Raw genomic sequence first — 20563 nt, 5'->3', positions numbered from 1 at the left:
CCGGATAAGGAGTTTATGCCGCATCCGGCGGTTGTACAGCACCGGACTTAACATCGTGCACAATCTGTCCCCTCGCCCCTTCGGGGAGAGGGTTAGGGAGAGGGGGACAAACGGCGCAGCTCTTAACATCAGGCACGATCTATTCCCAGACTTTTAGAGCGTGGCTAAGGGGGAAACCATGACGACCGACCAACACCAGGAAATCCTCCGTACCGAAGGATTAAGTAAATTTTTCCCCGGAGTCAAAGCGTTAGACAACGTCGACTTCAGTCTACGGCGCGGTGAAATTATGGCGCTGCTCGGTGAAAACGGAGCCGGTAAATCGACGCTGATCAAAGCACTTACCGGTGTCTACCACGCCGATCGCGGTACTATCTGGTTGGACGGTCAGACTATCTCACCAAAAAACACCGCCCACGCACAACAGCTAGGCATCGGCACCGTCTATCAGGAAGTCAACCTGTTACCCAACATGTCGGTAGCCGACAACCTTTTTATCGGCCGCGAACCTAAACGTTTCGGCCTGCTACGCCGTAAAGAGATGGAAAAGCGCGCTACCGAACTGATGGCATCTTATGGCTTTTCCCTCGACGTGCGTGAACCACTCAACCGCTTTTCGGTGGCGATGCAGCAAATCGTTGCCATTTGCCGGGCCATCGATCTCTCCGCCAAAGTGCTGATCCTCGATGAACCCACCGCCAGTCTCGATACTCAGGAAGTAGAGTTGCTGTTTGGCCTGATGCGCCAGTTGCGCGATCGCGGCGTCAGCTTGATCTTCGTTACGCACTTTCTCGATCAGGTTTATCAGGTCAGCGATCGGATCACTGTCTTACGCAACGGCAGCTTCGTTGGCTGTCGGGAAACCCGCGAGCTACCGCAGATCGAACTGGTCAAAATGATGCTTGGGCGCGAACTCGATACCCACGCGCTACAACGTGCCGGACGGACATTACTTAGCGACAAACCCGTTGCTGCGTTTAAAAATTACGGCAAGAAAGGAACGATCGCGCCGTTTGATCTCGAAGTGCGCCCGGGCGAGATCGTCGGACTGGCAGGCTTGCTGGGATCGGGTCGTACCGAAACCGCTGAAGTTATCTTCGGAATCAAACCCGCCGACAGCGGCACTGCGCTGATCAAAGGCCAACCACAAACGCTACGATCGCCACATCAGGCTTCGGTACTGGGCATTGGTTTTTGCCCGGAAGACAGAAAAACCGATGGCATCATCGCCGCCGCCTCGGTGCGCGAAAATATCATCCTTGCCTTACAAGCCCAGCGCGGCTGGCTACGACCGATCTCTCGCAAAGAACAGCAAGAGATTGCCGAACGTTTTATCCGCCAGTTAGGCATTCGCACCCCTTCCTCCGAACAGCCAATAGAGTTCCTCTCTGGTGGCAATCAGCAAAAAGTGTTGCTCTCACGCTGGCTGCTGACTCGTCCGCAATTTCTGATCCTCGACGAGCCAACGCGCGGTATTGACGTGGGCGCCCACGCCGAGATCATCCGCCTGATTGAAACGCTGTGCGCAGACGGCCTGGCTTTATTGGTAATTTCTTCTGAACTGGAAGAGCTGGTGGGCTATGCCGATCGGGTGATCATCATGCGCGATCGCAAACAGGTGGCGGAAATCCCGCTGGCAGAACTCTCCGTTCCGGCGATCATGAACGCCATTGCGGCGTAAGGAGAACAGTGTGATGCCTCAATCTCTCCCTGACACCGCGTCGTCGAAAAGGCGTTTTCGCTGGCCGACGGGAATGCCGCAACTGGCGGCGCTATTGCTGGTGCTGCTGGTCGATAGTCTGGTCGCCCCACATTTCTGGCAGGTGGTGCTTCAGGATGGGCGTTTGTTCGGTAGCCCTATCGACATTCTTAACCGTGCGGCTCCCGTTGCGTTACTGGCGATTGGCATGACGCTGGTGATCGCCACTGGTGGGATTGATCTCTCCGTAGGCGCGGTGATGGCTATCGCCGGAGCTACAACTGCCGCGATGACGGTCGCGGGATTCAGCCTGCCGATTGTTTTGTTAAGCGCCCTGGGCACCGGCATTCTGGCAGGATTGTGGAATGGCATTCTGGTGGCAATCCTCAAAATTCAGCCGTTTGTCGCCACTCTGATCCTGATGGTTGCCGGGCGCGGCGTGGCGCAACTGATCACCTCCGGGCAGATCGTCACTTTCAACTCACCAGATCTCTCGTGGTTCGGCAGTGGATCGCTGCTGTTCCTGCCAACGCCAGTCATTATCGCCGTGCTGACGCTGCTCCTGTTCTGGCTGTTGACTCGTAAAACGGCGCTGGGGATGTTTATTGAAGCCGTTGGTATCAACATTCGGGCGGCAAAAAATGCCGGAGTGAACACTCGGATCATCGTCATGCTCACCTACGTGTTGAGTGGGCTGTGTGCGGCAATTGCGGGCATTATCGTGGCTGCGGATATTCGCGGTGCGGACGCCAATAACGCCGGATTATGGCTGGAACTGGACGCCATTCTCGCGGTTGTGATCGGCGGTGGATCGCTGATGGGCGGGCGTTTTAACCTGCTGCTTTCGGTAGTGGGGGCGCTGATCATTCAGGGAATGAACACCGGGATTTTACTTTCGGGCTTTCCGCCAGAGATGAACCAGGTGGTGAAAGCGGTGGTGGTGCTTTGCGTGCTGATTGTTCAGTCGCAACGCTTTATCAGTCTGATTAAAGGAGTGCGTAGCCGTGATAAAACGTAATTTGCCACTGATGATCACCATCGGCGTTTTTGTGTTGGGCTATCTCTACTGCCTGACGCAGTTTCCCGGTTTTGCTTCTACGCGAGTGATCTGCAATATCCTGACCGATAACGCCTTTTTGGGGATCATCGCCGTCGGTATGACCTTTGTGATCCTCTCTGGCGGTATCGATCTCTCCGTCGGTTCGGTGATCGCTTTTACCGGCGTGTTTCTGGCAAAGGTGATTGGCGACTTTGGGATTTCACCACTCTTGGCCTTCCCACTGGTACTGGCGATGGGCTGTGCATTCGGCGCATTTATGGGGCTTTTGATCGACGCGCTGAAGATCCCGGCATTCATCATTACCCTGGCGGGAATGTTTTTTTTGCGTGGCGTCAGCTACCTCGTTTCGGAAGAATCGATCCCGATTAACCATCCCATTTATGACACACTCTCTGGCCTTGCGTGGAAAATTCCCGGCGGCGGTCGCTTAAGCGCGATGGGGCTGCTGATGCTGGCGGTCGTGGTTATCGGTATTTTTCTCGCACATCGCACCCGCTTTGGTAATCAGGTGTATGCCATTGGTGGCAACGCTACATCAGCGAATCTGATGGGGATTTCCACCCGCAGCACCACGATTCGCATTTATATGCTTTCCACCGGACTGGCGACACTGGCGGGGATTGTCTTCTCTATTTACACCCAGGCCGGATACGCGCTGGCAGGCGTTGGTGTGGAACTGGACGCTATCGCCTCCGTGGTGATTGGCGGTACACTTTTAAGCGGCGGCGTTGGGACAGTATTAGGAACGCTGTTTGGCGTGGCGATTCAGGGACTCATTCAGACTTACATAAACTTTGACGGTACGCTGAGTTCATGGTGGACGAAAATCGCCATCGGAATTTTGTTGTTTATTTTTATTGCCTTACAGCGTGGGTTAACGGTGCTGTGGGAGAATCGTCAGAGTTCGCCAGTGACGCGGGTGAATATAGCGCAAAGATAAAAACGCCTCTCCGTCAGGAGAGGCGCCAGATGATGTTGTCGGATGCGGCGTAAACGCCTTATCCGGCCTACAAAAGTCTGCAAATTCAAAATGTTACAATACATTCTGTAGGCCTGATAAGCGTAGCGCATCAGGCTATTTTTCATTTGTTATCAGCTTTACGCGTCCGGGAACTCACGGATAAAGCGTTCGACATCTTCAACCATATGGTTATTGCCGACGAAGAACGAACGGCGCTGGTGCAGGGTTTCCGGGATGATATCCAGAATACGCTCTTTGCCATCGCTCGCTTTACCGCCTGCTTGTTCCGCCAGGAATGCCATCGGGTTGCATTCATACAGCAAACGCAGCTTACCGTCTGGGTGGCTGGCGGTGCTTGGGTAGAGATAAATTCCACCTTTCAGCAGGTTACGGTGGAAATCCGCAACCAGTGAACCGATATAACGCGAGGTATACGGGCGGTTGGTGGATTTATCTTCTTCCTGGCAGAATTTAATGTATTTCTTCACCCCATTAGGGAACTTAATGTAGTTTCCTTCGTTGATGGAGTAGGTTGAGCCTTTCTCCGGGAAGCGCATCCGTTCCTGGCACAGGCAGAAAACGCCGAGTGAAGGATCATAGGTAAAGGCGTGAACACCGCATCCTGTGGTGTAAACCAGCATGGTAGAGGAGCCGTATACCACGTAACCTGCGGCAACCTGTTTGTTGCCAGGCTGGAGGAAATCTTCTTCCGTTACCGGCGTACCGACAGGTGTAACGCGGCGGTAGATGGAGAAAATCGTACCGACAGAGACGTTAACATCGATGTTGGACGAGCCATCCAGTGGGTCCATCAGCACAACGTATTTTGCGTGTTCACAGCCTTCAAAGACGACAATCTCATCTTCTTCTTCAGATGCAATGCCCGCAACGATATCGCGCGCTTTCAATGCGGCTTTCAGTTTTTCATTAGCGAACAGGTCGAGTTTCTGTTGAACCTCGCCCTGCACGTTCTCAGCACCGCTGGCACCCAGGATATCAACCAGTCCTGCTTTGTTGATATCGCGATGGATAATCTTGGCGCCCAGTTTTATTGCCGACAGCAAAGCAGTGAGCTCACCGGTAGCATGAGAAAACTCGTGCTGCTTTTCGACAATAAATTCACCTAACGTTTTCATAAAACTTTCCCTGCAATGTTTATGGAGTAAAGCGACCGCAACAATCTTAACAAATAATCTGAATGTTGCGCTCAGGTGAATCGCGCCAGCAAATTACGGATTATCCTGAAATGCGTTTCTCACTTGCCCGACATATGCGTAAAATGAGCGGTAGATTAAAAAAGGATAATGACGTATGCGCATTCATATTTTAGGAATTTGTGGCACGTTTATGGGTGGTCTGGCGATTCTGGCGCGCCAGTTGGGCCATGAAGTAACGGGTTCGGACGCTAATGTGTATCCGCCGATGAGCACCTTACTTGAGAAGCAAGGCATTGAGCTGATTCAGGGTTACGATGCCAGCCAACTCGATCCGCAGCCGGATCTGGTGATTATTGGTAATGCCATGACCCGTGGAAATCCGTGTGTGGAAGCGGTACTGGAAAAAAACATTCCGTATATGTCGGGGCCGCAGTGGCTGCACGATTTTGTGCTGCGCGACCGCTGGGTGCTGGCCGTTGCCGGTACACACGGCAAAACCACCACGGCGGGAATGGCGACCTGGATTCTGGAACAGTGTGGCTATAAACCGGGTTTTGTTATTGGCGGTGTGCCTGGAAACTTTGATGTTTCGGCGCGTCTGGGCGAAAGCGACTTCTTTGTTATCGAAGCGGACGAGTATGACTGCGCCTTCTTCGACAAACGCTCCAAATTTGTCCATTACTGCCCGCGCACGCTGATCCTCAACAATCTTGAGTTCGATCACGCCGATATCTTTGATGACCTGAAAGCGATCCAGAAACAATTCCACCATCTGGTGCGTATTGTTCCTGGGCAGGGTCGTATTATCTGGCCGGAAAACGACATCAACCTGAAACAGACCATGGCGATGGGTTGCTGGAGTGATCAGGAACAGGTAGGCGAGCAGGGACGCTGGCAGGCGAAAAAGCTGACCACCGATGCTTCCGAATGGGAAGTATTGCTGGACGGCGAAAAAGTGGGCGAAGTGAAATGGTCGCTGGTTGGCGAACATAACATGCACAACGGTCTGATGGCGATTGCTGCGGCTCGTCATGTTGGTGTTGCGCCGGCAGATGCTGCTAATGCGCTGGGGTCGTTTATCAACGCGCGTCGTCGTCTGGAGTTGCGCGGTGAAGCGAATGGCGTGACGGTGTATGACGATTTTGCCCATCACCCGACGGCGATTCTGGCAACGCTGGCGGCGCTGCGCGGTAAAGTCGGTGGTACGGCGCGTATTATTGCCGTGCTGGAACCGCGCTCAAACACCATGAAGATGGGCGTCTGCAAAGACGATCTGGCACCGTCGTTAGGCCGTGCCGATGAAGTCTTTCTGCTGCAACCGGCGCATATTCCGTGGCAGGTAGCTGAAGTGGCAGAAGCCTGTATTCAGCCTGCGCACTGGAGTGGTGATGTCGATGCGTTGGCAGATATGGTGGTGAAAACCGCCCAGCCTGGCGACCATATTCTGGTGATGAGCAACGGCGGTTTTGGTGGTATTCATCAGAAACTGCTGGATGGTCTGGCGAAGAAGGCGGAAGCTGCGCAGTAATTCTGAAGCTTCAGCCTGGAGTAGCATTGCCGGATAAAGCGTTTACGCCGCATCCGGCAAACCATACTCACATCAACAACACAACTTACCCTTCGTTCTCTGCCAGCTCGCGCAGATACTGGAAAATCTGTCGCGCGGATTTCGGCGGCTTATTCCCTTCTTTCTCTTTCTTCGCGTTGCGGATCAGAGTACGCAGTTGCTGGCGATCGGCATCAGGCCACAAGTTCAATACGTCAGCGATGGCATCATCACCGTGATCGATCAAACGATCGCGCAGGTTTTCCAGTTTATGGAACAGCACCACCTGCTGGTTGTGGCGGTTTTTCAGCTTATCCAGCGCCTGACGGATAGGCTCTACGTCGCGCTGGCGCAGCATCTTACCGATGAGCTGCAACTGGCGGCGGCGACCTTCCATCTTAATACGCTGGGCTAACTCGATAGCCGCACGCAGATCCGCATCTAACGGGATCTTATCCAGCGCGTTTTTCCCCAGATCAACAATTTCCGCGCCCAGGCGTTTTAACTCCTCGGCATCGCGTTTAATTTCACTTTTACTGACCCAGATAATTTCATCGTCTTCGTCTTCGATATCATCACCGGGAACGTCGTCGAGCCAGTCTTCGGGCTGCTTAGTCATGTCAGGCTCCTTAAAAAAAGAGGCTAATGTTACCAGTTAAGATGCGCACTGAAAAACGGTTCTCTGTTAGACTTCAGAGAAACTCTCTACATTATGGCACTTGCAATGAAAGTAATCTCTCAAGTTGAAGCGCAGCGCAAGATTCTGGAAGAAGCAGTTTCGACTGCGCTGGAGTTGGCCTCAGGCAAATCGGACGGTGCGGAAGTTGCCGTCAGCAAGACCACCGGCATTAGCGTAAGCACGCGCTATGGTGAAGTGGAGAATGTCGAATTCAATAGCGATGGCGCGCTGGGGATCACCGTTTATCACCAGAACCGCAAAGGTAGCGCATCATCCACCGATTTAAGCCCGCAGGCTATTGCCCGCACCGTACAGGCGGCGCTGGATATTGCTCGTTATACCTCGCCAGACCCTTACGCAGGTGTGGCAGATAAAGAACTGCTGGCCTTTGACGCGCCGGATCTCGATTTATTCCATCCTGCAGAAGTTTCCCCGGATGAAGCTATTGAACTGGCGGCTCGTGCTGAACAGGCGGCATTGCAGGCGGACAAACGCATCACCAATACCGAAGGTGGCAGCTTTAACAGCCACTACGGTGTAAAAGTTTTCGGCAACAGCCACGGTATGTTGCAGGGATACTGCTCAACGCGTCATTCACTCTCCAGTTGCGTGATTGCCGAAGAAAATGGCGATATGGAACGTGATTACGCCTACACCATTGGCCGCGCGATGAGCGATCTGCAAACGCCAGAGTGGGTTGGGGCAGACTGCGCTCGCCGCACTTTATCGCGCCTGTCACCGCGTAAACTCTCCACCATGAAAGCGCCGGTGATTTTTGCCAATGAAGTCGCAACCGGATTGTTTGGTCATTTGGTTGGTGCAATTGCGGGTGGTGCTGTCTACCGTAAATCCACCTTCCTGCTCGACTCGCTGGGTAAACAAATTCTGCCGGACTGGCTGACCATTGAAGAACATCCGCATCTGCTGAAAGGGCTGGCCTCTACGCCATTCGACAGTGAAGGGGTGCGCACCGAGCGTCGCGATATTATTAAAGATGGCATCCTGACCCAGTGGCTGCTGACCAGCTATTCCGCGCGTAAACTGGGGCTGAAAAGCACCGGACACGCAGGTGGTATTCACAACTGGCGTATTGCCGGGCAAGGACTCAGCTTTGAGCAGATGCTCAAAGAAATGGGCACCGGCCTGGTAGTGACGGAACTGATGGGCCAGGGCGTGAGTGCAATTACCGGTGATTATTCCCGTGGTGCAGCGGGCTTCTGGGTCGAGAATGGCGAAATTCAATATCCGGTTAGTGAAATCACTATCGCAGGTAATTTAAAAGATATGTGGCGCAATATTGTCACCGTCGGTAACGATATTGAAACACGCAGCAATATACAGTGTGGTTCTGTACTGTTGCCGGAGATGAAAATCGCCGGGCAGTAAAAAGCTGGCGCGACCTGCCGCGCCGAATCTTCATAATAAAAAAGGAAGTGAGCAATGCGTAAAAGCCTGTTAGCTATTCTTGCAGTCTCCTCATTGGTATTCAGTTCGGTGTCGTTTGCCGCTGAGCTGGAAGACAATATGGAAACCCTCAATGACAATTTAAAAGTGGTCGAAAAGGCGGATAACGCGGCACAAGTCAAAGACGCGTTAACCAAAATGCGCGCTGCGGCGCTGGATGCGCAAAAAGCGACGCCGCCGAAGCTGGAAGGTAAATCACCAGACAGCCCGGAAATGAAAGACTTCCGCCACGGTTTTGACATTCTGGTCGGTCAGATTGACGACGCGCTGAAGCTGGCTAATGAAGGTAAAGTCAAAGAAGCACAGGCCGCCGCAGAGCAACTGAAAACGACCCGCAACGCCTATCACCAGAAGTATCGTTAACTCCTTATTGGGCGGTGAAACGTTACCGCCCAACGCTTTCTTCTCCCTTCGTAAAATCACCGCAATATCTATCTTCACCACGGCATATTCCTGCGTGTCGTCCTCATTTTTGCGAGGCGTTTTCCAGAAATGAATGTAATGCATATGTAATGCTATAATGCATTACACTTTTCATAATTACCGGAGGCATAATGGCCACACTTAACGTCCGCCTGGATGACAAACTGAAAAATGAGGCTTATGCGGTGCTGGAAAAATTAAATATCACGCCTACTGAAGCAGTGCGGCTGCTGTTTCAATACGTTGCGGAAAATGGACGAATGCCGGTAAAAACGCTCACTGTCAGTGATAGTGAAGAAGCCTTGTTACGCACTGTCAGGGAACGACTGGCCAACCCACAAGAGGCCATTAAGGTCCGACTGGATGAACTATGAGCTGGCTTTTGATCTGCGGGCGCTGAAAGAGTGGCAAAAACTGAGCGTGACAGTCCGGGAACAATTTAAAAAAAAGCTTGAGGATGTGCTGAAAAGACCGCGCAATCCATCGGCTAAACTGCGGGATTTACCGGACTGCTACAAAATTAAGCTGCACACACTGGGATATCGCTTGGTTTATCAGGTTAACGATAAAGAGTTGCTCGTGTTGGTGATAGCTATTGGTAAGAGAGAGAACTCAGCCGTTTATGAAGACGCGACTAAACGGCTGGATGAGTGATTAACGCAAATGATGCACCACCTGATTGCTGCTGCCGCGCCAGATCAGGGAAGGGTCTTTTAAATCCTGCACAAATTTGCCGTCGACCAGCACGTTAATCAGATCAACAACCTGCATTTGCGCAGCATTGAGTTCGTCGAGTTTATAGCCTGTCCACACCCAGATATCTTTACCCGGACACTCGGCGCGGATGCGTTGTACCAGTTTCAGAATATCCGGCACGTTTTGCGGATGCAGCGGGTCGCCGCCGGAGAGGGAAATGCCCTGGCGTTTGATGCGGGTATCGTTCAGATCGTTGATTATCTGGTCTTCCATTGCTTTGGTAAATGGCTGACCGGAATTTACCCGCCAGGTGCTTTTGTTATAGCAGCCCGGGCATTCATGGACGCACCCGGAGACAAACAGGGTGCAGCGAGTGCCGGGGCCGTTGACGATGTCGACAGGATAGTACTGATGAAAGTTCATTTTCGCCTGGCTTATCAGTCCGCGTGTAGGCCGGATAAGGCGTTTACGCCGCTCCGGCAATCAACGCCGGATGCGACGCTTTCACATCACATCCGGCATTTGCTTAGCGCAGAGTGAAGATCAACCGATCTGCCCATTACCCAAATGTTTAACGCGGCGCTTAACTTCTTCCTGCTTACCGGCGTTAAACGGACGCGCATCCGGGCTACCTAAATATCCGCACACGCGGCGAGTTACCGACACACGGGAGGTGTCATGGTTACCACATTTCGGGCAGGTGAAGCCTTTGCTGGTGCACTCAAACTCACCGGTAAAGCCACATTCATAGCATTCATCGATCGGCGTATTGGTGCCGTAATACGGTACATGCTGATAGCTGTAATCCCAGACATCTTCCAGCGCCTTCAGGTTGTGCTGAATGTTTGGATACTCGCCGTAGCAAATGAAACCACCGTTAGCCAGCGGCGGGTAAGGTGCTTCAAAGTCGATCTTGTCGTACGGGTTCACCTTTTTCTCCACATCAAGGTGGAAACTGTTGGTGTAGTAACCTTTATCGGTCACGCCCGGCACCACGCCAAACTCAGCGGTATCGAGACGGCAGAAGCGGTCGCACAGGTTTTCACTTGGCGTGCTGTAAAGGCTGAAACCGTAGCCAGTCTCTTCTTTCCACTGATCAACCGCCTGACGCAGACGTTCAACAATCGCAATACCTTTCGCGCGAAGCTGCTCGTTGTCATAAACATGCTCGCCGCCGAACAGCGCGTTAATGGTTTCGTGGATACCGATGTAACCCAGCGAAATAGACGCACGACCGTTTTTGAAGATTTCAGAAACATCATCGTCGGCATTCAGGCGTACACCGCAGGCACCTTCCATATAAAGGATTGGAGCCACGCGCGCTTTCACGCCCTCGAGACGAGCGATACGGGTCATCAGCGCCTTACGTGCCAGCACCAGACGTTCATCCAGCAACTTCCAGAAGGTGGCTTCATCGCCTTTCGCTTCCAGCGCAATACGTGGCAGGTTCAGGCTGATCACGCCGAGGTTGTTGCGGCCATCGTGGATCTGCTCGCCGTTTTCATTTTCCCACACGCCGAGGAAGCTGCGGCAGCCCATCGGGGTTTTAAACGAACCGGTTACTTTTACTACCTGATCGTAGTTCAGGATATCTGGATACATGCGCTTGCTTGCGCACTCCAGCGCCAGCTGTTTGATGTCGTAGTTCGGATCGCCTTTTTTATGGTTCAGGCCATCGCGAATAGCAAACACCAGTTTCGGGAACACCGCAGTTTTACGGTTTTTACCGAGGCCTGCGATACGGTTACGCAGGATGGATTCCTGAATCAGGCGCGACTCCCAGCTGGTGCCCAGACCAAAGCCAAAGGTTACAAACGGTGTCTGACCGTTGGCGGTGTGCAGGGTATTTACTTCGTACTCCAGCGACTGGAACGCGTCGTAGCACTCTTTGATGGTACGAGAGTTGGCGTAGCCTTCGGCGTCCGGGATGCTCCACTCTTCCGCCGTTTTACGGTGCTTGTTGTAGCTGGCGGTGACAAACGGAGCCAGAACTTCGTCGATACGGTTAATGGTGGTGCCGCCATAAATATGGCTGGCAACCTGGGCGATAATCTGCGCAGTTACTGCGGTGGCAGTGGAGATCGACTTCGGTGGTTCGATCTCGGCGTTCCCCATCTTAAAGCCCTGGGTCAGCATACCTTTCAGGTCGATCAACATGCAGTTGAACATCGGGAAGAACGGCGAGTAATCGAGGTCGTGGTAGTGAATATCGCCACGCTCATGCGCCTGCACCACGTCACGCGGCAACAGGTGCTGACGCGCATAGTGTTTAGCAACAATACCAGCCAGCAGGTCGCGTTGGGTTGGAATTACTTTGCTGTCTTTGTTGGCGTTTTCATTGAGCAACGAAGAGTTGGTTTGCTCGACCAGACCACGGATCTCCTGGTTCAGGCGACCGCGTTTTTCACGTTCGATGTCGCGATCGTGACGGTACTCAATGTAAGCACGAGCCAGTTGTTTGTACGGGCCTGACATCAGCTGGTTTTCAACTGCGGTCTGAATTTCGTTGATATCGACCTGGTTGCGGCCTTGCATTTGCTCGCTGACGACGGCGGCAACAGTGGCACAATAATCTGCATCATCGACTTCCGCTGCTTTAGCTGCACGCAGAATGGCTTCTTTGATGCGCTCTGATTTAAACGGCACTTTGCAGCCGTCTCGTTTCATCACATGCGGTGTCATGATCGCTCCATATTTTTAAGAACAGGTTATACACAGAAAGTTGGGAAGTGCGCCCCGCTTTATTTAGCTCTTTTTACGGGGAGTTACGGCAATCCCAATCCGCTTTATCCACAATTTTGTCGGCTTTGTTGGCGTGTGTCTTGGTGCAAGTATAGTCGACGGATACAACATATTGGGTTGAGAGGCATTTTAAAGTCTATATATAGTGCTTTGCATTAAGGATGTTTGAGGTTTTTTTGATTTAGCTCAAAGTAAAAAGCAGAGTGTACGGATGACGGGCGCTACAGCGATATGTAAATTTTTTAATAATTTTCTGTTCAAAAAACCAACAAAAACAACGCTCTGACAGGTAAGGCCCCGGAAATACTCGCTTTACCGGGGCCTGGAGAAGAATTACCTCTGCAACCACCAGACAGCCTCAAAAGGTCGCAATGTCATGGCTCCCGGTTGAGAGGCGGCTTCTTCATAGTTATGCATTAATAGTTGCCAGTCGCCGCTGATTTGCGTTGGTTGCCAGGGCTGCACGTCACGGCTAAGGTTGGCTATCACCAATAAAGTTTGCCCCAGCCATTCACGGCGATAGCACCACAATACAGGGCTGTTTGGCAGGAGATCCTGGTAATTGCCCCATGTCAGAATGGGTTCTTGTTTACGCAGCGTGATTAACTTCTGGTAGGTGTAAAACACTGAGGATTCATCGGCCAGCGCAGCTTCTACGTTGATTTCGCGATAGTTATCACTCAGACCAATCCACGGCTCGCCGGTAGTAAACCCTGCGTTATCGCCGTTGCTCCATTGCATTGGCGTGCGGCTGTTATCGCGGGATTTACTGGCGAGGATTGCCAATAGCTCTTCGGCGTCACGCCCATCGTTGCGCAGCTCGGCAAACATATTGAGGCTCTCCACGTCGCGGTAATCGGTAATGCGCGTGAAATGCGGATTAGTCATGCCAATCTCCTCACCCTGGTAGATATACGGTGTTCCCTGCATACCATGCAGTACCATCGCCAGCATTTTTGCCGCAGGCTCACGGTAGTCACCTTCATCGCCAAAGCGAGAAACAATGCGCGGCTGATCGTGGTTACACCAGAACAAAGCATTCCACGCAACGTTGTGCATTCCCTGTTGCCAGTGGCGGAACAATGTTTTTAACGCCACAAAGTCAGGTTTAGCCAGCGTCCATTTTTCACCGCCGGGGTAATCGACCTTCAGGTGATGAAAATTAAAGGTCATCGACAATTCACTGCCTGTCAGTGCCGCGTATCGCTGGCAATGTTCAAGGCTGGTGGAGGACATTTCACCCACAGTCATTAATCCGCGTGGCGTAAAGACATCGCGGTTCATTTCGTGCAAAAATTCGTGTGCTCGTGGCCCGTCGGTGTAGAAGCGACGCCCGTCGCCATCCAGATCGTTGGGGAAGTTCTGGTCTTTGGAAATCAGATTCACCACATCCAGGCGCAGCCCGTCTACCCCGCGATCGGCCCAAAACTCACAGACTTTTTTCAGTTCTGCGCGTACTGCTGGGTTTTCCCAGTTGAGATCGGCCTGTTCTGGTGCAAACAGATGCAAATAATACTGTTCGCTTTCTGCGTGCCAGCGCCAGGCATTGCCGCCGAATTTAGAACGCCAGTTATTCGGTGGTATTCCTGGTTCGCCATCACGCCAGATATAAAACTGACGGTAAGGACTTTCTTTGTTCAGTGCCTCGCGAAACCAGGCGTGTTGGGTAGAAGTATGGTTAAACACCATATCAAGGATAATGCGAATACCGCGCGATTTCGCCTGCGCCACCAGTTCGTCAAAATCGTCCAGCGTACCGTAGGTGGGATCAATCGCCGTATAGTTCGCTACGTCGTAACCGTTATCGACCTGTGGGGAGACATAAAAAGGTGTCAACCAGATAGCATCGACGCCCAGTTTTTGTAGGTAGTCGAGGCGCAGAGTGACTCCTCGCAGATCGCCGGTGCCGCTGCCCGTGGTGTCCTGAAAACTCTTTGGATAAATCTGGTAGATAACGCCGTTTTGCCACCAGTGGGGAAGATTAGTCATTACGTCATTCCTGCAAATGCGAGGGGGCGCAAGTGCGCCCCGAAGAAAATTAAACAATGTTCAGCGTGCCCAGGCGGTGTTTTCGCTGGTAGATAAATGAGGTGAGCACAATCGGGATGATGATGGCGATAGCCATGGCCAGCGCAAATACCTGCCAGTAGCTCGGCTGAATGGAGAGAATACCAGGCAGGCCACCGACGCCGATGCCATTCGCCATAACGCCGTTCAGGCCGCAGAGCAACCCTGCCAGACCGGAACCAATCATCGCGCACAGCATCGGGAAGCGATATTTCAGGTTGATGCCGTACATTGCCGGCTCAGTGACTCCAAGATAAGCGGAGATAGCCGCTGGAACCGAAATTTCCCGCTCGTTCTGTTTACGGCTGGCGATAATAACTCCTACCACTGCCGACGCCTGAGCAATATTCGAAAGGGCAATCAGCGGCCAGACTGGCGTACCGCCCATGCTTTGAATCATCTGCATATCAATGGCAAGCGTGGTCTGGTGTACGCCGGTAATGACCAGCGGCGCATAGAGGAAGCCAAACAACGCTGCGCCAATAGGGGCAAAGCTGCCGGTCATCAGGTGACGTACTGCAAAGGCAACGCCATCGCCAATCATGCGACCAAACGGACCAATCAGCGCATGGGCGAGGAACACTGCGAGGATCAGCGAGCAGACCGGTACAACCACCAGATAGAGATAATCCGGCACGATGCGCTTAAGGCGAGTTTCAATAAAGCCCAGCGCCAGCCCAGCTAACAGTGCCGGGATCACTTGCGCCTGATAACCTACTTTCGCAATACTGAACATGCCAAAGTCCCACACTTCCGGCACCTGCTGCCCGAGCAGATAGGCGTTCATCAGTTGTGGAGAAACCAGCGTTACGCCAAGCACAATACCAAGGATCGGCGTGCCGCCCATTTTTTTCACCGCCGACCAGCAAATCCCAACCGGCAGGTAGAAGAAGATCGCCTCACCGATCAACCACAGAAAATCGTAGATCGTTTGCAGGGAAGGGTACATTTGCGCCAGCGTCTGGCCGTTGCTCATCGGCAGATCGCCGATAACATTGCGAAAACCGAGGATCAAACCGCCGCTAATCAGCGCGGGCAGCAATGGGAAGAAGATCTCCGCGAAATGGGAGATCAACTGCTCATGCCATTTCATATTCTGCCTGGCGGCTTTTTTCACCTGCTCTTTATCGACCTGCGCCTGACCAGTCGTTGCCAATAACGCTTTGTAGTAATCGCCAACGTTGGTGCCAATCACCACCTGAAATTGTCCTGCATTGGTGAAACAGCCTTTCACCATGGGGAGTTGTTCAATTTCTTTTGGTCTGGCATTGGCTGGTTGGTTGAGGACAAAGCGCAGGCGAGTAATACAGTGGCTGACCGTCGCGATATTGCCGCGCCCGCCGACCAGTTCAATCAACCGATCGATATCCGTTTGGTTCACTTTGCTCATCATAAGGCCCCGTGGCAGATGACATATTTGGTTGACGGCAGAATATAGTGGGAAGGAAAAATTAAAAATGGGAACGTTCCCGAAACACAGCGAAGATCACAATTTATCGTTCAGGAAACGATCAGGACAGGGTGGCGGGGATGATGATTTGTTGCGGTTCGCTGCGCCCGGTTATCTGCTCAATCAACTGGCAGGCCGCCTGGCGTCCGGCTTCTGCGTAGCCTGGGTCAACGGTGACGATCTCCGGATGGAGGAACTTCATCAACGGTGTATTACCAACGCTCGCCAGCTGTAAGGTATCGATGCGTTGCTCTTGCAGGTATTTACTTGCGCCAAGTGCCAGCGTGTCAGTTGCGCACAGCAACGCGGTGGTTTCAGGGGTAATGACTTTTGCCACGTTCTCATAACCTTGCTTCATGGCGAGGCCAGGCAGAGCGGCGACGGGATGCAGTTTATGCGCTTTGCAGAACGCCAGATAGGCTTCGTGACGTCGTTTACCGGTCGTCACGTCGCTGTGCGGTACGCCGAGATAACTGATATTGCGATGCCCCTGGTCATACAGTCGTTGCATCAGGATTTTGATCGCCCCTTCGTCGTCATAACAGACTGAAGCAAAGCCCTTTGCGTCGCGTGCCAGCAGCACCAGCGATGACTGCCAGTGGGCCAACATCTCTTCGGTTATGCCATTAAAACCAAACAGTACCACGCCGTCGATATTACGACGTTTCAAAACGCCCAGATGTTCGGCAACTAATTGTGGTGAAAACTGGCTTTCCATCATGATGGGGTCGTAACCCTGTTCATAGAATGCCGGCAGCATGGTCTGAACCGCGAGATTTTCTGAGAGCGAATCCAGGCGGGTCACGATGATGGCGACCACTTTATCGCTTTGCCCACGCATGGCGCGCGCAGAACGGGAAGGGGAAAATCCATGCTGATTCATCACCGCTTCAACACGCTCGCGCGTACGCTGGCTCACGCCGCTTTCGTTATTCAGCACCCGGGAAACAGTGGATTTTCCCACGCCGCTCAAGCGCGCGATGTCTTTGATGGTCAGCCGATTTTGCATCCTGTTATCCCGTAACTTGTTGTTTAATTATTAGAGACTAACTTTACCCTCGCATTCAGCAATGGGCAAAGTCTGGTTTATCGTTTGTTTAGTTGCCGACAGGTATTATATCGGCATAAATGCTACGAATATTATTGGATTCGCGGCGCTATTTATTCACTTACCGGAGGTTATATGGAACCTGATCCCACGCCTCTCCCTCGACGGAGATTAAAACTTTTCCGGTAAGCCTGTCTTTTCACGGCGTTACCGGATGCGTAAGGCCGTGACGTTTTAACGTCCCTGCTCAGTTTTATTACCTTCAGGTAAGGCTTCGCCACGCCTGAAGATATTTCTGCACTGTTCCTGACAGCGCGGAGGGACTCCCTATGTTTAAAGAAATTTTTACCCGGCTCATTCGCCATTTACCTTCCCGCCTGATCCGTCGCGATCCGCTACCGGGGGCGCAGCAGACAGCGAATGCACCAATCCCGCCTTCCTTAAGCGCGCATTGCATGAAAATGGCGGTGATGCCCGAAGAAGAATTATGGAAAACGTTCGACACCCACCCGGAAGGGTTGAATCGGGCGGAAGTGGAAGTTGCCCGTGAAAAATATGGCGAAAATAAATTACCTGCGCAACAACCGTCACCGTGGTGGGTACATTTGTGGGTCTGCTATCGCAACCCCTTTAATATTTTGCTCACGATCCTTGGCGGCATTTCTTACGCCACAGAAGATTTATTTGCCGCTGGCGTTATCGCGTTAATGGTGGCTATTTCTACGTTGCTGAACTTTATTCAGGAAGCACGTTCCACCAAAGCGGCAGATGCCCTGAAAGCGATGGTCAGTAATACCGCGACGGTGCTGCGCGTAATTAACGACAAAGGCGAAAATGGCTGGCTGGAGATCCCGATCGACCAGTTGGTGCCCGGCGATATTATTAAACTGGCGGCGGGGGATATGATCCCGGCAGATTTACGTATCTTGCAGGCGCGGGATCTGTTCGTTGCTCAGGCATCGTTAACCGGTGAGTCTCTGCCCGTTGAAAAAAACGCGACCACGCGCCAGCCGGATCACAGCAATCCGCTGGAGTGTGACACCCTGTGTTTTATGGGCACCACAGTGGTGAGCGGCACGGCACAAGCGATGGTGATTGCCACAGGTGGCAACACCTGGTTTGGTCAACTGGCGGGGCGTGTCAGTGAGCAGGAAAGTGAGCCGAATGCCTTTCAGCAAGGGATCAGCCGCGTCAGTATGCTGCTGATTCGCTTTATGCTGGTGATGGCGCCCGTGGTGCTGTTAATCAATGGTTACACCAAAGGCGACTGGTGGGAAGCGGCGCTGTTTGCGCTTTCGGTAGCGGTAGGTTTAACGCCGGAAATGTTGCCGATGATTGTCACCTCAACGCTGGCGCGTGGCGCAGTCAAGCTGTCGAAACAGAAAGTGATCGTCAAACATCTGGATGCCATTCAGAACTTTGGCGCTATGGATATTCTGTGTACCGATAAAACCGGCACCCTGACGCAGGATAAAATTGTGCTGGAGAATCATACCGATATCTCCGGTAAAACCAGCGAACGCGTGCTGCATAGCGCGTGGTTGAACAGTCATTACCAGACTGGGCTTAAAAACCTGCTTGATACAGCGGTGCTCGAAGGTACGGATGAAGAGTCGGCGCGCTCGCTGGCCAGCCGTTGGCAGAAAATTGATGAGATTCCGTTTGATTTTGAGCGTCGCCGGATGTCGGTGGTAGTAGCAGAAAATACCGAACACCATCAACTGGTGTGCAAAGGTGCATTGCAGGAAATCCTCAATGTGTGTTCGCAGGTACGTCACAATGGCGAGATTGTGCCGCTCGATGACACCATGCTGCGTAAGATTAAGCGGGTTACTGATACGCTGAATCGTCAGGGGCTGCGTGTGGTAGCGGTGGCGACGAAATACCTGCCGGCGCGTGAAGGGGATTACCAGCGGGCAGATGAATCCGACTTGATCCTCGAAGGATATATTGCTTTCCTTGATCCGCCCAAAGAGACAACCGCTCCGGCACTGAAGGCATTAAAAGCGAGTGGCATTACCGTAAAAATCCTCACTGGCGACAGTGAGTTAGTGGCGGCGAAAGTATGCCATGAAGTGGGACTGGACGCGGGAGAGGTGGTTACTGGTAGTGATATTGAAACGCTATCTGACGACGAGCTGGCAAGTCTCGTGCAGCGTACCACACTGTTTGCCCGCCTGACGCCGATGCATAAAGAACGCATCGTAACGTTGCTGAAGCGCGAAGGGCATGTGGTTGGCTTTATGGGCGATGGTATTAATGATGCGCCCGCCTTACGTGCTGCGGATATCGGCATTTCTGTGGACGGCGCGGTAGATATTGCCCGTGAAGCAGCGGATATCATTCTGCTGGAAAAAAGCCTGATGGTGCTGGAAGAGGGGGTTATAGAGGGACGTCGCACTTTCGCCAATATGCTGAAATACATCAAAATGACGGCGAGCTCTAACTTCGGTAATGTGTTCAGCGTGCTGGTGGCGAGTGCTTTTTTGCCCTTCCTGCCGATGTTGCCGTTACACTTGCTTATTCAGAACCTGCTGTATGATGTGTCACAGGTGGCGATCCCGTTTGATAACGTAGACGATGAGCAAATTCAAAAGCCGCAGCGTTGGAATCCGGCGGATCTGGGACGCTTTATGATCTTCTTCGGACCGATCAGTTCGATCTTCGATATTCTGACGTTTTGCCTGATGTGGTGGGTATTTCATGCCAACACGCCGGAAACGCAAACGCTGTTCCAGTCGGGATGGTTTGTGGTGGGGTTACTGTCACAAACGCTGATTGTGCATATGATCCGTACCCGCCGTGTACCGTTTATTCAGAGCTGCGCATCGTGGCCATTAATGATCATGACCGTGATCGTGATGATTGTCGGGATCGCGTTACCGTTTTCGCCGCTGGCCAGTTATCTGCAACTGCAGGCGCTGCCGTTAAGCTATTTCCCGTGGCTGATTGCGATTCTGGCAGGGTATATGACGTTAACCCAGTTAGTGAAAGGGTTCTATAGCCGTCGTTATGGCTGGCAGTAAGTGAGTGCTGAGACTGATCGGTAAATATTCTTACTGGTCAGTCTCCTACGAAAAGACCTGAACAAAAAAATAAATTACTGCAAAAATAAAAAAACAAATAAACGTCCAGCTCAAATTATAAAGGGCGCTATAGCTTTTATTTACCGAACGAGAGAGAAAGATTTCTTCTTTTTTAATGTGTCTGGAGGAGATGTTGCGATACAGGCGGATATAATAAACACAATAAAGTAATAAAGGCGGTATTACCCATCCACCTGTTGGTTTGCCAAATATAAGCGTGAGTATAATGGAGACAGCAAAGAAAAGCAGAAAGACGATTTGCGCTTTGGATTCTATTTTTTTTAATTCGCTTCTGATGCCTTCAGCGTGCTGTTCTTGCCAGCGCCGCAGCGTGCTAATACTAAATTGATAGTGTTCACATAGCTCCTTATTAGACGTACCTTCTTTTGACCGCTGTAAAATTTCAGCAATTTGTTCATTCGTGAAACGGGATTTAGCCATCTTCAACCCTCCGTGGTTGAATCAGATAATCCAGGCGCGATTCC

At 52.1% G+C, this 20563-nt stretch carries 17 protein-coding genes and 1 pseudogene; 10 read left to right on the top strand and 8 right to left on the bottom strand.

Features of this window, described 5'->3' with window-relative positions:
- Positions 1 to 178: 178 nt before the first annotated feature.
- The 3 genes from ytfR to yjfF are packed head-to-tail and all read left to right on the top strand — an operon-like array spanning position 179 to position 3699.
- Positions 179 to 1681, top strand: coding sequence for a galactofuranose ABC transporter, ATP-binding protein YtfR (ytfR, locus tag WES_RS02505; RefSeq protein WP_000205783.1), 1503 nt, complete (start codon positions 179 to 181; stop codon positions 1679 to 1681).
- 13 nt (positions 1682 to 1694) lie between these two features.
- Positions 1695 to 2717: a galactofuranose ABC transporter, ATP-binding protein YtfT gene (gene ytfT / locus WES_RS02510; RefSeq protein WP_016159994.1), complete on the top strand. Its 1023-nt coding sequence runs from the start codon at positions 1695 to 1697 to the stop codon at positions 2715 to 2717.
- Entirely contained in the window at positions 2704 to 3699 is a 996-nt protein-coding gene (gene yjfF, locus WES_RS02515) for a galactofuranose ABC transporter, permease protein YjfF (RefSeq protein ID WP_016159995.1), read from the top strand. Before ytfT ends, yjfF begins: the two co-directional genes overlap by 14 nt.
- 158 nt (positions 3700 to 3857) lie before the next feature.
- Here the strand turns inward: yjfF and fbp are convergent, their stop codons facing one another.
- Positions 3858 to 4856: a class 1 fructose-bisphosphatase gene (gene fbp, locus WES_RS02520; RefSeq protein ID WP_000853756.1), complete on the bottom strand. Its 999-nt coding sequence runs from the start codon at positions 4854 to 4856 to the stop codon at positions 3858 to 3860.
- 175 nt (positions 4857 to 5031) lie between these two features.
- Here fbp and mpl point away from each other — a divergent pair, with 175 nt between their 5' ends.
- Positions 5032 to 6405: a UDP-N-acetylmuramate:L-alanyl-gamma-D-glutamyl-meso-diaminopimelate ligase gene (gene mpl, locus WES_RS02525; protein WP_001219776.1), complete on the top strand. Its 1374-nt coding sequence runs from the start codon at positions 5032 to 5034 to the stop codon at positions 6403 to 6405.
- A gap of 85 nt (positions 6406 to 6490) precedes the next feature.
- Here the strand turns inward: mpl and yjgA are convergent, their stop codons facing one another.
- Positions 6491 to 7042 (bottom strand): ribosome biogenesis factor YjgA, encoded by a 552-nt coding sequence (gene yjgA, locus WES_RS02530; protein WP_000166265.1) that lies wholly within the window; start codon positions 7040 to 7042, stop codon positions 6491 to 6493.
- Between the two features lie 93 nt (positions 7043 to 7135).
- Between yjgA and pmbA the strand changes: the two genes are divergently transcribed.
- The 4 genes from pmbA (at position 7136) to WES_RS02550 (ending at position 9643) form a co-directional block, all read left to right on the top strand.
- Complete coding sequence (gene pmbA / locus WES_RS02535) at positions 7136 to 8488, top strand: metalloprotease PmbA (protein ID WP_001162191.1); 1353 nt, start codon at positions 7136 to 7138, stop codon at positions 8486 to 8488.
- A 54-nt stretch (positions 8489 to 8542) separates the two neighbouring features.
- On the top strand, positions 8543 to 8929 hold the full coding sequence (gene cybC, locus WES_RS02540; protein WP_001232262.1) for a cytochrome b562: 387 nt from the start codon (positions 8543 to 8545) through the stop codon (positions 8927 to 8929).
- Positions 8930 to 9120: 191 nt separating this feature from the next.
- Positions 9121 to 9363, top strand: coding sequence for a type II toxin-antitoxin system RelB/DinJ family antitoxin (locus WES_RS02545; RefSeq protein ID WP_000212715.1), 243 nt, complete (start codon positions 9121 to 9123; stop codon positions 9361 to 9363).
- Positions 9353 to 9643: a type II toxin-antitoxin system RelE family toxin gene (locus WES_RS02550; protein WP_016159996.1), complete on the top strand. Its 291-nt coding sequence runs from the start codon at positions 9353 to 9355 to the stop codon at positions 9641 to 9643. The genes WES_RS02545 and WES_RS02550 overlap by 11 nt, the downstream gene beginning before the upstream one ends.
- On the opposite strand, the gene nrdG is transcribed toward WES_RS02550, so the two are convergent.
- The 5 genes and pseudogenes from nrdG to treR form a co-directional block, all read right to left on the bottom strand.
- Positions 9644 to 10108: an anaerobic ribonucleoside-triphosphate reductase-activating protein gene (gene nrdG, locus WES_RS02555; protein ID WP_001009182.1), complete on the bottom strand. Its 465-nt coding sequence runs from the start codon at positions 10106 to 10108 to the stop codon at positions 9644 to 9646.
- A 120-nt stretch (positions 10109 to 10228) separates the two neighbouring features.
- Positions 10229 to 12367 carry an anaerobic ribonucleoside-triphosphate reductase gene (nrdD, locus tag WES_RS02560; protein ID WP_000187803.1) on the bottom strand — a complete coding sequence of 713 codons (2139 nt, stop codon included), beginning with the start codon at positions 12365 to 12367 and terminating at the stop codon, positions 10229 to 10231.
- A 393-nt stretch (positions 12368 to 12760) separates the two neighbouring features.
- Positions 12761 to 14416 carry an alpha,alpha-phosphotrehalase gene (gene treC / locus WES_RS02565; RefSeq protein WP_000183358.1) on the bottom strand — a complete coding sequence of 552 codons (1656 nt, stop codon included), beginning with the start codon at positions 14414 to 14416 and terminating at the stop codon, positions 12761 to 12763.
- A gap of 49 nt (positions 14417 to 14465) precedes the next feature.
- Positions 14466 to 15887, bottom strand: coding sequence for a PTS trehalose transporter subunit IIBC (treB, locus tag WES_RS02570; RefSeq protein ID WP_016159997.1), 1422 nt, complete (start codon positions 15885 to 15887; stop codon positions 14466 to 14468).
- 118 nt (positions 15888 to 16005) lie between these two features.
- Positions 16006 to 16956 (bottom strand): annotated as a pseudogene (treR, locus tag WES_RS02575) (trehalose operon repressor TreR); the annotation flags it as partial.
- A 171-nt stretch (positions 16957 to 17127) separates the two neighbouring features.
- Between treR and mgtL the strand changes: the two are divergent.
- Entirely contained in the window at positions 17128 to 17181 is a 54-nt protein-coding gene (gene mgtL / locus WES_RS24195; protein ID WP_001387276.1) for a mgtA regulatory leader peptide MgtL, read from the top strand.
- A 140-nt stretch (positions 17182 to 17321) separates the two neighbouring features.
- A complete protein-coding gene (gene mgtA, locus WES_RS02580; protein ID WP_016159999.1) occupies positions 17322 to 20018 on the top strand; it encodes a magnesium-translocating P-type ATPase in 2697 nt (898 codons plus the stop codon).
- A 45-nt stretch (positions 20019 to 20063) separates the two neighbouring features.
- On the opposite strand, the gene WES_RS02585 is transcribed toward mgtA, so the two are convergent.
- Complete coding sequence (locus tag WES_RS02585) at positions 20064 to 20519, bottom strand: transposase (protein WP_016160000.1); 456 nt, start codon at positions 20517 to 20519, stop codon at positions 20064 to 20066.
- Positions 20520 to 20563 lie beyond the last annotated feature (44 nt).

It is taken from the genome of Escherichia sp. KTE31 (genome assembly GCF_000407925.1).
Classification (GTDB): Bacteria; Pseudomonadota; Gammaproteobacteria; order Enterobacterales; family Enterobacteriaceae; genus Escherichia; species Escherichia ruysiae.
Note: the sequence above shows the minus strand (reverse complement) of the source record. Positions and strands in the feature narration are given on the sequence as shown.